The sequence below is a fragment of the Crossiella sp. SN42 genome, assembly GCF_023897065.1.
GTDB lineage: Bacteria > Actinomycetota > Actinomycetes > Mycobacteriales > Pseudonocardiaceae > Crossiella.
The window spans coordinates 76,939-89,268 of the sequence record NZ_JAMHIV010000031.1; the positions used below are offsets into that span (position 1 = coordinate 76,939).

The 12,330-nt window shown below is 69.3% G+C and carries 13 protein-coding genes; 2 read left to right on the forward strand and 11 right to left on the reverse strand.

Features of this window, described 5'->3' with window-relative positions; genetic code table 11:
* Positions 1-109 precede the first annotated feature (109 nt).
* The 11 genes from M8C13_RS32495 to M8C13_RS32545 form a co-directional block, all read right to left on the reverse strand.
* Positions 110-3,913 (reverse strand): serine-rich protein, encoded by a 3,804-nt coding sequence (locus tag M8C13_RS32495; RefSeq protein WP_252484586.1) that lies wholly within the window; start codon positions 3,911-3,913, stop codon positions 110-112.
* Entirely contained in the window at positions 3,910-4,407 is a 498-nt protein-coding gene (locus M8C13_RS32500; RefSeq protein ID WP_252484587.1) for a hypothetical protein, read from the reverse strand. The genes M8C13_RS32495 and M8C13_RS32500 overlap by 4 nt, the downstream gene beginning before the upstream one ends.
* A gap of 3 nt (positions 4,408-4,410) precedes the next feature.
* The gene (locus tag M8C13_RS32505; protein WP_252484588.1) at positions 4,411-4,587 is read right to left on the reverse strand and encodes a hypothetical protein; all 177 of its coding nucleotides are present in this window, start codon (positions 4,585-4,587) and stop codon (positions 4,411-4,413) included.
* 31 nt (positions 4,588-4,618) lie between these two features.
* A complete protein-coding gene (locus M8C13_RS32510; RefSeq protein ID WP_252484589.1) occupies positions 4,619-5,869 on the reverse strand; it encodes a hypothetical protein in 1,251 nt (416 codons plus the stop codon).
* A 119-nt stretch (positions 5,870-5,988) separates the two neighbouring features.
* Entirely contained in the window at positions 5,989-6,615 is a 627-nt protein-coding gene (locus M8C13_RS32515; protein WP_252484590.1) for a hypothetical protein, read from the reverse strand.
* Positions 6,616-6,753: 138 nt separating this feature from the next.
* Positions 6,754-7,104 (reverse strand): hypothetical protein, encoded by a 351-nt coding sequence (locus M8C13_RS32520; protein ID WP_252484591.1) that lies wholly within the window; start codon positions 7,102-7,104, stop codon positions 6,754-6,756.
* Positions 7,105-7,204: 100 nt separating this feature from the next.
* Complete coding sequence (locus M8C13_RS32525; RefSeq protein WP_252484592.1) at positions 7,205-7,903, reverse strand: Crp/Fnr family transcriptional regulator; 699 nt, start codon at positions 7,901-7,903, stop codon at positions 7,205-7,207.
* A 146-nt stretch (positions 7,904-8,049) separates the two neighbouring features.
* Complete coding sequence (locus M8C13_RS32530; protein ID WP_252484593.1) at positions 8,050-8,385, reverse strand: hypothetical protein; 336 nt, start codon at positions 8,383-8,385, stop codon at positions 8,050-8,052.
* A 161-nt stretch (positions 8,386-8,546) separates the two neighbouring features.
* Positions 8,547-8,783 (reverse strand): hypothetical protein, encoded by a 237-nt coding sequence (locus M8C13_RS32535; RefSeq protein WP_252484594.1) that lies wholly within the window; start codon positions 8,781-8,783, stop codon positions 8,547-8,549.
* Positions 8,780-9,775, reverse strand: coding sequence for a ParB N-terminal domain-containing protein (locus tag M8C13_RS32540; RefSeq protein ID WP_252484595.1), 996 nt, complete (start codon positions 9,773-9,775; stop codon positions 8,780-8,782). The genes M8C13_RS32535 and M8C13_RS32540 overlap by 4 nt, the downstream gene beginning before the upstream one ends.
* The gene (locus tag M8C13_RS32545; protein WP_252484596.1) at positions 9,772-10,533 is read right to left on the reverse strand and encodes a ParA family protein; all 762 of its coding nucleotides are present in this window, start codon (positions 10,531-10,533) and stop codon (positions 9,772-9,774) included. Before M8C13_RS32545 ends, M8C13_RS32540 begins: the two co-directional genes overlap by 4 nt.
* A gap of 79 nt (positions 10,534-10,612) precedes the next feature.
* Here M8C13_RS32545 and M8C13_RS32550 point away from each other — a divergent pair, with 79 nt between their 5' ends.
* Positions 10,613-11,806, forward strand: a complete 1,194-nt coding sequence (locus tag M8C13_RS32550) for a hypothetical protein (protein ID WP_252484597.1) — start codon at positions 10,613-10,615, stop codon at positions 11,804-11,806.
* Between the two features lie 331 nt (positions 11,807-12,137).
* On the forward strand, positions 12,138-12,329 hold the full coding sequence (locus M8C13_RS32555) for a hypothetical protein (protein ID WP_252484598.1): 192 nt from the start codon (positions 12,138-12,140) through the stop codon (positions 12,327-12,329).
* The last annotated feature ends 1 nt before the right edge of the window (position 12,330 follow it).

Consider the following 12,330-nt stretch of genomic DNA (forward strand, 5'->3'; position numbering starts at 1 on the left):
TCCGCGTCGTTGACCATCAGCATCAGACCGGAACCTATGCGCTATTTTCGCTCGGAGGCCGCACATTTTGTCCGACGCTCGATCGAGTGATGGATCTTGAACTGGCGGATCAGCCGAGCAGGCCGAGGTCGGCGTCGGTGGGCCGGGGGAAGTCGACCGCGTCGATTGCGACGAGCACCGGGGCGCCGTCGATCCAGTCGCGGGTGGGCCGGCGTTTGATCACCGCCCAGCCGGTGGGGATCTCGGAGAGGAACTGCTGGAGGTCGCGGTGGTCGTAGCGGCCGTCCTTGCCGAGCTTGGCCATGACCCGCTGCTTGGACTCGTAGCTGTCCGCCGAATGGACCGCGACCAATCCGGCGCAGTTGATTGCTTGCTGGGACAGGTTCTCCGGGCTCTGCACCACCAGCATCAGCGCCAGGCTGAGGGAGCGGCCCATGGACAGGCACTGATCGAACACCGTCTGCTGGACGCCGCTGACGTCGGAGTCGCGTTCGTTGGGCAGGTAGTCATTCGCCTCCTCCAGCACCACCAGGGTTTCGCTAAGGCGGCCGGGGTTGTCGCGGGCGTAGGCGAACACGGCGGTGAAGACCGCGGCCAGGACGAAGGCGCCCATCTGGGCATCCAGGTGCGCGGCTTCGAAGATCACGCAGTCGCCGTGGCCGACGAGCTCGGCGATTTCCAGGGTTTCGCTGGTGGGTGCGCCTGGTGGGTCGGGCAGGAAGATGCCGGCGCCGAAGACGCCACGGTGGAAGAACTGCAGGCGGTTCTGGATGACGTTGTAGCCGGTGATCAGGTCCTTGCTGGTGGTGGCGCGGCGGCTGATCGACTCCAGGTGCTTGTCGATCCAGTCGGCCATGTCGGCCATGCCGACGAACCGGGACAGCTCGGGGCGTTCGTAGACCGTGGCGGTGTCGCCGCGCGCCGGATCCGGGCGAGGCGCGGACCAGAGGGCGTTGAGGGCTTGCCAGAGGATGCCGCGGCCGCGGTGGCCGAGCTGGCCGACCTTGGCCATGGTGTCGCAGATGGCGTCCCGGTAGGTGTTGGGCGCGACGCCCGGTGGGATGCGGAGCAGGTTGTAGCGCAGGTAGGGGTTGGGGATGCCGGTGGTCGGCCGGTAGTCGGCGGGGCGTTCCCGGGAGAGGTCGTAGAAGCGGAAGCGGTGGCGTGCCTCGGCGGGGAGTGAGTGGTAGAGGCGGCGCCAGTCGGACTTGCGGTCCAGGGCCAGCACGCCGCGCGGGACCTGTTGTGGTGCGGGAAGGCCGGTGTCGCGGTCGATACCGCGCAGGGTCTGGGTGGTGTGCAGCCACTCGTGCGCGAGGCGGATGCCGGTTTCGGTCTTGCCGCGGCCGGTGGAGCCGGTGATCAAGGGGTGCAGCAGGCCGTTGTGCTCGTCGGTGACGGTCAGGCCGAAGCGTTCGGTGGAGACCACGGCGCGCTGGGTGTCCACCACGTGGCCGAGGTGGATCTCGGTGTCGCCGGTCTGCGGGTAGACCAGGTTGGGGACGCGCATGGCGGCCGCGGCGGCGATGCCGGGGACGTCGATGCGCGGCGGGGTAGTCAGCACCGCGACCTCGTGGGACAGCAGCGCGGTGGCGTAGTAGTAGGGCTCCATGACCTCGGCGCGCAGGTCGGCGTGGGCGCAGGGGCTGAAGACCCTGGCGTGTTCGATCAAGTGCTCAGACTGGGGCGGGGTGAGGTTTCCGGCGACGCAGAAGGGTTGCGGGACCGGGGTTTTCTGCCCCGGTGCCCAGAAGCTGGAGGTGAGCAGGCCCGCGGCGGAGGCGGCGGTGTCGGCGTCGGGGACGAGCATGTAGCCCTGCGAGAGCCACATTCCCTCCTCGTGGCCGAGGGCGAGGCGGTTGACCTGGGCGGTGAGGATCTTGGCAACCTGGTCGGCCATCGCATCCACGGTCTGCCGGGAGGCACCCATGCCGAGAGTGGGCACGAAGGACAGGGAACCGGCCACCTGGGAGTTGCGGGCGAAGGACTGCGACAGGCCGTCGGAGCGGCCGTAGGTCTCGCCGAGGCTGTGGCCGAGGCTGTCGGTGACCCCGTCGGCCATGCTGCGGGTGCGGCCGTTCTGTTGGGACACCGACTCCTGCTGGGCGAGGCTGTGGGTGCGGGAGTTCGCGGTGGACTGCTGGATCCCGCTGTTTTCCCCGACGCCTTCGCTCCAGCCGCGGTTGCCGCCGACGGAGTTGGTGCTGCCGAGGCTGGTGGAGTCGGTGCCGGTGAGGCTGGCGCCGGTGCTCACGCCCTGGGTGCGGCCGACGGTGGTGCCGATCTGGTGGCTGGTGCCTTCCGTGCCAGTGGTGTTCCAGCCGAGGTTGGCTGAGCGGGAGATGCCGCCGGCGTAGCCGGAGTTGACGCCGTGGGCATTGGTGGTGCCCTCGGCTTGGGACTGGGAGGCGGTGATCCCGTGGTTACCGCCCAGGTTGGTGCTGGAGCTGGCGCCGTGCTGGGCGGTGTAGCCGATCTGGTCGCTGGTGCCGGAGCTGGTGTTGACCGTGACGCCGAGGGAGCCGCCGAGGTTGCGGCCGGAGTTCTCGCCGTGGGTGGCCGACATGCTCGAACCGGCCGAGCGGCCGGTGCCCTCCGACCAGTTCTCGCCTCGGGTCTCGCTGCCGCTGATGCCGCGGGAGAAGTTCTCGCCCCGGCTGTCGTTGGTGCCCAGGGAGATGGTGTCGCTGGTGCCGCCGGAGATCCCCCCTGACTTGCCGACCGAGATCTGCCGGTTCTCGCCGCTGCTCTGGTTGATGCCGTAGTTGGCCCCGTCGTTGAGGCCCACGCTGGTGCCCTGGCTGATGCCCTGGGTGTCCTGGCTGGAGGTGCCCTGGGTGGTGTTGAGGCCGCCGGAGAGGCCTTCGGTGTGGTTCCAGCCTCGTTGCGCGCCTTGGGTGTCGGTGGTGCCGACGCCGTCGGTGCGGGTGGTTCCGGTGGTGTGGCCGGTGCTCTCGGAGACGCCGTCGGTGGCGGTGCGAGAAGTCCCCTGCGTGGAGGACTGGCTGTCGCTGGCGCCGTCGTTGACGCCGAAGGAGTGCCCAGTCCCGTGGGCATCGCCAGTGGCGGTGGAGAACATCATCGGCAGCCCGACGCCGGCGGAGATCGAGCGCTGGCCGTGTACCTGTGAGGCCACTGTGGACAGTTGCTCGGCGGCGGCGGAGAGGCGGTCGGTGATCTGGCCGAGGGTGACCGGGCTGGCCATGAGCACCAGGAGGTAGCCGGGGCCGCCGAGCATGCCCCGGATCAGCTCCTCCACGCCCTCCTCGATCTCCGGTGTGGCCGGGGTGGTGCTGGTGACCGCGGTGCGCAGGTCTTGCCCGGCGTCGCGGCGGGGCATGGGGATGCCGCGGATGGGCAGCACGTGGGACCACTGCTGCTGGGTGTGCAGCAGCCAGTCGGCCTCCGGCGGGCGCAGCGGGCGGAAGCGGATCTGCGGGTAGGTGCCGGTGAGCTGGCTGGACAGCGCCGCGTAGTGCCGGTCCGCCTGCACCTGGGCTTCTTGCAGGGTCTCCCCCACGCCCTGCACGCCCATCAGGTGCAGCACACCGTGCCCGGCCGGGCCGGTGTCGCCGAGCACGCACACGTAGTGGATCTTCTGCATCCACAGGGCGCGCACCAGGTCGCGCTGGTCGTCGTACTCGCTGGAGCGGCGGCGGATGCTGGTGTCCACCGGCATGCGCACGATGCGCAGGAATCGGACGACTTTGACGCGCGTGGTCCAGGTGGTCTCGCCGTGGTCGCGGACGCGGAGCCGGTAGGCCAGGTGGTGGATCTCGTCGCGGTTGGCCGGGTGCGGGGTAATGGTGGCGGAGTCGACATGGAGGTCCTCGTACTCGGCCAGCGGGGTGTGGGTGACGGAGCGCAGGCCGCGGCTGGTGCCGGGGCCGAGCAGGCGGGTGAGCATGTTCATGGCTGGAACCGGTCCTGTCGGCGGGCGTGGCGGACGATGTGGTCGTAGCGCTGGGTCCGGCCGTGCAGCCGCCACCGCTGGGTCAGCCACAGCGTCCAGGCGAACGGCACGGAGATGATGGCGTAGACGAACAGGCTCGGCAGGTGCCCGCCGAGCAGGCTCTGCGCGGTGGCGGAGAACTCGGCGCCGAAGGCGTCGCTGACGCCGCGCTCCCCCGCTCCGGCGAACAGGGTCAGGGTGAGCCGGACGGCGAGGGTGCCGGCGCAGAGCACCGCGATCCAGCAGCGGGTCTCGTGCCGGATCTCGGTGGCGACGTTGGGCAGCAGGGCTCCGGCGGCGATGCCGGTGATCAGCAGGTAGAGGGCGACGTAGAGGATGGCCGGGGAGTGAGTGTAGGCGGAGATCGCCCACACCGCGACGGCCAGCACGGCGTGTTTGCCGAGCACGGCCGCGGTGTCCACGGTGGGTTCGCGCCGCTGGGGCTCGCGGGACATCGGCTACATCCGAAGGGTGCGGATCTTGGCCGCGGACCGGCGGGCCGCGCGCAGCTCCTGGTTGGCCAGGATGGCACTGGCCACGATCAGGGCGAGCAGGTGCAGTCTGTTCAACAGGGCGCTGGCCGTGGTGTGCAGGCCGTTGGACAGCAGCACGAGCAGCAGTTCGAGCAAGCGCATGGCCGTCTCCGTCTCGGTGGGGCGGAGCGGGTCAGGTAACACGAGTCCGGTCGGGTGGCTGCCCGTCGAGCCAGAGGCGCTTGACCAGTTGGGGGTCGTAGCCCGCAGCCTGCACGAGCGGTCCCCAGCCGTGGTCGTCGGCGCCTTCCGGGGGCCTGGTGCCCGCCACGGCGAGACCGGATTCGGGGTCCCGGCCGCGGGCACGGGCGAGCAGCTCGCGCAACGACGGTTCCTGGCCGGGGAGCCACGGCAACAACCAGCGGGCGGGCATGGCCGGGCCCTGCCGGTTGCGCAGCCGCAGCAACGGGAGTCCGGTGGGTTTGCGTTGCGCCGCCATGACGTTGTGGTCGCGAGCCGCGGTGGCCACGATGCGCAACAGGAGGCGGCCGGTGGGCTCGGGCAGGTCGGCAGCGGCGGTTAGCGCCAGAGTGGCCGGGGAGGCCTTGCGTGGGCCGAGCACGGCGCCGACGTCGTCGGCGAAGTTGCGCAGGTTGTCCTCAGTGCTCAGCAGGGCGGCGAACTCGGGGTCGTGCAGCCGGACGAGGTTGTGCTCGATCAGGGCCTGCAAGAGGGACTCGGTGCGAGGGGCGGGTGCGGCGCCGAGGAGTTGCGGCCGGGTCCAAGCTGATCCGGACCACAGTCGTTGCAGAAGCTGTTGCCCCCATTGGGCTTGGTAGCACTTGGCCGCAGCGGTCCAACGGCTGCGGACAGCGGGCGGCTTTCCGACGCGGAGCGCCGGTTGATTGGACTCGGCCCATTGCCGGTACCAGCTGTCAGGGTGAGGAAGGTTGGGTAGCTGGTGGCCTCGAGTCGTGATGTGGTCGCACAAGCGCACCACCGCGCACGACAGTTCCCGCCGGTTGTTCTCGGCCTCGGTGAGCGCGGCGGTCTGCTTGTCCAGTTGCTCGCGCAGGCCGCGAGTGCGGTCGAGGGCGCCTTGGCCGTCGCGGTGGCGTTGTTCGGTGTGCTGCGCGGCCGCCTTCTCCAGCTCAGCATTGCGGCGGCGTAGATCGCGGAGTTCGGTCTCGAGCGAACGTGCGGCGGTGGTGCGGGTTTCGGCGTCCTTCATGGCGTCCCACTGGGTGAGCGCGGCCAGCAGAGTGGTGTTGTCGCTGTACGCGCCGAGCGGATGCCCTTGCTGCTTCAGCTGTTCGGTGCGCAACGGATGACGGGACCTGATGTGGTCGAGGAGGCGGCGGCGCAGGTCGTGCAACTCGTCGAACTGGGTCAGGCCCACCTGGTAGTAGTCGCGGCGCGCGGCGGTCTCCCGGGTCAGCGCCAAGGCGTAGTCGCGGCAGCCAAGGCAGTCCGGGTTGTGCTTGCGAGTGGCGGGTTCCACCGGTGACGCTGGCCGCCCGAAGGCGGGGTCCAGGCGCCACTGGTACGGACCGGGTTCGGGCGTCACCGGGGCACCTCGGCCAGGGTGAACCCCGCGCGGCGCAGACCGTCCTGATAGGACTGTAGGTAGGCCATGAGTGCCTGGGCGTACTGGGTGTCCAGGGTCTGCGCGGCCAGCATCGCCTGGTGCTGGTCCTGCTGGTTCTTGGCGGTGATCGCCTTCTGCAACGCCTCGTAGTGCTGGCTGAGCAGAGTCGCCAGGGCGAGCAGCCGGGTGTGGCTGTCACCGAACTGGTCCGGGATCTTCTTGCTCTCCCCCATGGTGCGCAGCTCGGTGATCCCCGCCTGGAGCAGATGGCGGAGGGTGGCGAGGGAACGGTGCACCGGTTCACTGTTGAGGTTGCGCGAGTTGTGCGTGAGCACCGCGCGCATCGCGACGTCGTTGTCCATGATCTGTCCGGTCAGCGTGTCGGTCCTGGTGACGTACTCCAGAGACTGGGCCTGGGGCGCGTCGAGCCGGAGCGGGACGCCGTGCAGGTCGCGGGTGACCAGCGCGCCGATCGCCGCGGCCAGCGCAGCTGCGAACAGGCAGGCGCGCGGAAAGGTGTGGCGTCGGACGGCAGAGGGCCCGGCAGCTTCCGCGGAAGTCGGGCCGGCGGCCGCGGGGAGTGGGAGTTCGTGGCTGCTCACCACGCGGGAGGTAACGCGGCCAGTGGGGGTTGGGTGTTGCCGGACCAGACGTGGCCCGGCAACACCCGGCAGCTGATGAGTTCGGCGCACACCGTCGTCCGGGAGATCGCTCGTGCACCAGTTCTTCGGGTATTGCGGTCACACGTTGGGTATGAACCGGCACTTGGGACAGCCGCGTCCGCGGCGCACCGCCAAGTGGATCGCGTTGTGGACAAGGGTGGCGGCAGCCGCGGACTTCTCGTCCCCGGCCAGTGCCTTGCTCTGCCACCAGTACTGGAGCGCGGCCGTCACCGGTTCCCGGTGCACGGCCCACGGGTAGGCGGCACCGGTGGAGTCGATGCGGCCGGTCCTGCGCATCAGATCGGCGCCCAGGTCGTTGATCGCACGGATCTTGGCGATCTGACCGAGCGGGAACAGCGTGATGGTCTGCGAGCGCAGGAAGTAGCTGTTCCACGATTCGCCGCAGCGGGCACATTGGATGTCGTTCATGGTGTTCCTGGCGCACCAGCACCCCGGTGGGGCCGCCAGGGTTGACCACCACCTTCGGTGCTGGTTTCGACTCCCTGGCGTGGAGCGCCTGTTCGGCGTTCTAGCGTTGCGTGGCGAACTTGGTGAGCTGTTCCGGCGCGAGGATGAACAGGGTGCGGCCTTCGATACGGATCCAGCCGCGGTGCCGGAAGTGGGACAGCATCTTGTTCGTCTGGTCCCTGCTCGCGCCGATCATCTGCGCGAGCTCCTTCTGGTTCAGTCCCAGATCGACTGTGCACACGCCTTGTTCCGTTGTGCCCTGGAGCTTCCAGCGTTGCAGGAGCGACAGGGCCAGGCGGCTGGGCAGGTCGGCACACCGTAGGTGCGTCAACTTCTCGTAGCTGTGGCGCTGATCCCGGGCCAGCAGGCGTAGCAACGCGTGGCCGACATCCGGGTGGTTCCGTATCCAGCTCCGCAGTCGCCGGCGGTTCATGGCCAGCACGGTGAGCTCGCTCCTGGCCACCGCCGAGGTGACCCGGGGTGAGTCGTCCAGGAAGTCGACCTCGCCGAAGATCTCGGCCGGGCCGCGCAGGCCCAGCACGAGGCGTCCTTCTCGGTCGCATGCGGTCCTGGTGAGCATCACCTGGCCCGAGGCGATGATGAACATCCGGTCGCCGGGATCTCCCTCGGCGTAGACCGGCGTCTTGGGCTGGTACACCCGGCGTTCCAGGTTGACCGCGAGGGACACCGCCGCCTTGGCCGGCGCCGCGGCGAAGATCGGGCACTTGTCGAGCATTCGGTGGAACTCGGTTGAATTCATGGCATGCCCTGGCACACCAGGGCTTCCGCTGGGTGCGACGGCCTCGGCGGCCCCGACACCAGGCGGAAGCCGCCAGGGGTCGCACCGCCTTTCCAGGTGTCGAGGTGGTTCCCCTGGCGTGAGGAGCGTGGCCGGACTCGGGCGAGCTATCTAGTGTGGAAGCCGCATGCCAGGCAGCCCTTGCCGTCCTTGGTCGCTTGGTAGATGGCGTGCTGCACCACGACCGCGGCGGAGGCGCCAAGGGGGCTCTTGTCGGTGAAGTCCTTTGACTTCCAGTACTTGTAGGCCGCGGTGATCGGAGTGTCACTCGCGGACCACGGATAGTTCGATCCCGATAGCCAGTTGGCCATGCTTCCGTCGTCGATGGCGTCCAGTTGCTGGAGGCTGACTACCTCGTGCTGCTGGATGTCTTGGATGGAACGGTTTCGCAGATAGATCGGGTCCCAGATGGACCGGCAGTAGTCGCAGACGATTGGACTCATGGTGTTCCTGGCTCGCCAGAACCCCGAGGGGCTGCCAGGGATGCCACCACCTTCGTTGTGGGTCGTGACTCCCTGGCGTGGAGCGTCTGTTGTGGACGGTTGTGCGCTGTGAACGGATCAACGTGCGTGTTCGCGGGGCGAACACGGTGGTAGGTAACGCGTCAGGACGGTGGCTGGTTCCGTCGGTTGTGCCACCACAGCAGTTGTTCCAGCAGCGCGAGGGCCGGGACGATGGTCAGCGAGATCCAGCCGAAGCGCGGATAGGCGAAGATGCCCAGGCACAGCGCGCAGGCGAGGAAGTGGGCTCCGGCGAGGAACCGCTGGGTGTGCCACTGGGCGCCGCCGGGTACGAGCAGGCCGAGGAGAAGTCCGAAGAGGACGGTGCGCCGGCTGGTCACGAATCCGACCCTTCTGCGCTGGGCCGCCAGTCGTGCTCCGCGCTGACCAGAAGGGCGTGCAACCGGCTTCGGCAGGACGGGGGCAACGGCGCGGGGAGCTGTTCCAAGGCAAGAAGAACGCGACCGAGCTCAGCACACAGCCGGTTGAACTCCTCCTCGGTTGGCGGCGGAGAAGGGGGGCCAGTTGGCCCCCCTCGTACTTCTCGTTCGCTTTGCCCGTTCGCTTGAACCGGGATGGTGTTCGGCGGCAAGCGGTCTGGCGCTGTCAGGGCGTAGGCGGTCGGACTGTCGGACCATCGTGGCGGGGCCGGGCTCGAGTGGGCGTCGCCAGCGGCCGCAGAGGAGGGCAGCGTGCCGGTGACGGCGAAGACGTGCTGGCTGCTGGGGTCGGCGGCGAAGACTGCGGCCTGTGCCCAAGTCGCTTCAGTGGTGTTGAGCCAGTCGGCCACCGCGGGGTGCCAGTGCGGACGGCGGTCCCGGATCTCGCGGTAGATCCGCCAGTACCGCTTGAGCGTGGTCTCGGGCAGGTGCATGATCCGGCCGACCGCGTTGCGTCCGCGGTTGCACGGCGGGGTGGCGAGCCGGTCGATGGTGTTGAGGGTTTCCAGGATGCTCAGGTTCTTGCGGTGCGCGTTCTCTGAGGCCTGGGCCTGGATGATCTCGGCGAGGGTGTCCTCGGTCAGACTCCGGTGGTCCACGAAGGCCTGGATGGTGGACAGCCCGAGGCGGCGGTGGGCGAGCAGGCGGCCGTTGCCCTTCACCAGGGTCCAGGTGCCGTCGCCGTTGGGCATGACCTCGACGGGGTGCAAGAGGCCGAACTCGCTGATGTTGCCGGCCAGCCCGGCGACGACCTCCTCGGCGGCGTCCACGCCGCAGACCTGGATGGTGCTGGTGATCGCGGCGACCGGAATGGGGACCGCCGTCCGGTCCTCCGCGCCGTCGGCCAGGTCGCCCAGCACCGAGGTGTGGTCGGCGTCGGCGGGCCCGGTCACTGGTTCTCCGGCAGTGGTGGCTGGTGGAGCCGTTCCCGGACCCAGGTGGCCAGCGCCACGGAAGTCTCGTGGGTGCGACGGGCGTTGCCCAGGCTGAAGGGGGACCGTCCGTGGCGCAGCGCGTTGGTGACCCAGCCGTCGTGGCCGATCCGGACGGGGCACAGCCGCAGTGCGCGCAGTTCCGCGGCGGCGGACAGGTCCGCCAGCAACGCGGCCTCGCTCGGGTCCTTGCGGAGCTGGTTCAGCACCGTGTGCAGTTCTCCCCGGGCGTGCTGGCGCAGCTGCTGGTGGGTGTGGCCCAGGGTGCGCAGGCCGAAGGCGTTGGCCACCACGTGCAGCACGAGGTCGGCGCCTTCGACGAAGGCCAGCGCGCACGGCGCGGGCAGCTTCACCGTGTCGACCACGACCCAGTCCAGCTCGGCGGCACCGGCGGCTCGGCGAAGCCGGTCCGGATCGCACAGCGGCTGGCCGAACGGGCGGGTGAGGCTGCGGTCCGGCGCGAGGTAGTAGCCGTGCGGCGCCGTGGTGATCTCGTGCAGTACCTGGCGCACCGGCCGGGTGCCGTCCAGGAAGTCCCGCACGGTGCCATGGCCGGTGTGCACTGGCACAGCAAGGATCTGGGCGCCGTCACCCTGGGGTTCGTAGTCGGCGAGGACGGTCGGCGCGTGCTGGGCCAGCCCGTGGGCGAGCAGCGCCGAGATGTGCGTGGCGCCGACGCCCCCCTTGAACTTGGTGACCAGGATGAGCCTGGAGGCCATGGACACCCGCTTCGGTTGAGGAGAAGTCCGTCAAGCGGAACAGTCGGCACGGCCGCGCCCGGTGTGGCCGCATCCGACAGTGCAGTTCGTGGAACCTGCTCTATGTCCTGGCCAAGCCGCGCGAACAGCCCGCCGTATCGGTCTGCTCGCGCCGCGTTCGCCACCGACAATCGCTGCTGCCTGGCGGCCGTTGTGGTGGGCGATCTGCGAAGTCGGCTGGCTCGAAGACGATCTCCTCGACCTACTCGGGCGCACACCGCCGGTTTCCAGCTTGGACGAGGTGAAGCGTCAGCTCCGCCGACTCCGCGCGGCTGGCTGGCTCGCTGCCGAGCACGGCCGGGGACGTCCACCACGGCCCCTTCTGGTCACGGCGCAGGGCCGGGACGCGTTCGGGCGCTTCGCCGGGCACGCACCGGACTGGTCCGCGTCAACACGCGAGGTCACGCGCAGGGCACTGGCCTTGATCCTGGGCGCGGCGACCAGCCCGGTGACCGCCGCCGACGCGGTCAGCCAGGTCCTCGCGACCGCGAAGGCCTGGGGTCGTCTGGTGCACGAGGCCGATGTGCGCATGGTGCTGGCGGACTGGCAACGCCACCAGTTGCTCCGCCCCGGCCGCCCGGCGCCGAAACGCTGGACTTGCACCGAGCACGGCCAGCGCGCTCTGCGCGCCGTGGCCCGCACCGTTCACGAGCCGCTCCCCCGCCGCCCGAAGCTGCAGGACCAGCAGCACGACCAGCTCGTGCTCCGTGCGGTGCTGCGGATGGCCACGGTCGCCCCGGACATCGTGGGCGTGATCCGGCTGGCCCGGCGCACCCGCCTGACCGGTTCGACGACCCGCTGGATCCTCCCGGACGCCTTGGTGGGCTTCGCCACGGACGAGGTTCCGCTCATGGTGGCATTGGAGATCGAACGCCACGGCCGGTACCCGAACCTGGCCGCCCACATCGGCAACTACGGGCTGCTGACCCGGCAGTGGCCTTGGTGCCGGATAAGCGTCGGCGTGGTGACGAACCGGGTGATGGCGGGCAGGAGGGCGGTCCTGGCCGCCGCTCTGGAAGCCGCGACCACCGCTCACCCCGAAAGCAGGCTGGCCGCGGTGAATCTGACGGTGGCCGCGTTGCCCTCATGGCTCCGTACCCAGGGCGTTGAGCCGGAGTCACGTGTGTTCTCGTGCTCGGAGATGTCCGTACAGTTGCACCGCGCGGAAGCGAAAGACGGTCGCTGCCACGTGTTCGGAAATCACCGGTCCATGTCCCGCTATCCCCATGCTTGACCTGCGAGGACAACGACTGCGCCGCTTCCGCGCAGTCATGCCGATATGGGCCGGTAAGGCTCATATCTTGGGCGGCCCGTCGGGCCGCTCTTCTCTGGGATGCGGCCTCTTGCCGCATCCCACTGGAAGTTCTGGCACCAACTTAGGCCGATCATGGCCGGGCGAACAGCGGTCCACCGGTGGCAGCTCGCCTGCGGCTTGACCAGGTGCGCCGGCCCGTGAGTTTCTCACGGGCCACGCAGGTGGAATTGCACTCTTCTACACTGGAATGAACAAGAGCATAATTCGTAGCGTAAAATAAAAAGGGCTGCCGAATATCGAGGAGAGTTCAATGACGTCCACCCACTGCGAGCGGCATGACACGTCGCGGCGCTGGTGCCGGGCCTGTCGTCAGCAGCGGTCGCGGGCGAGCGTGGCCGCGTCCAAGACCTGGACGGTGACGCCGGTCGCCGAGACCGGTGACGACACCGCCGCGGCAGCCGCGCTCATCGCGGGCACCACCATCGGGAACACCCCGAACTAGC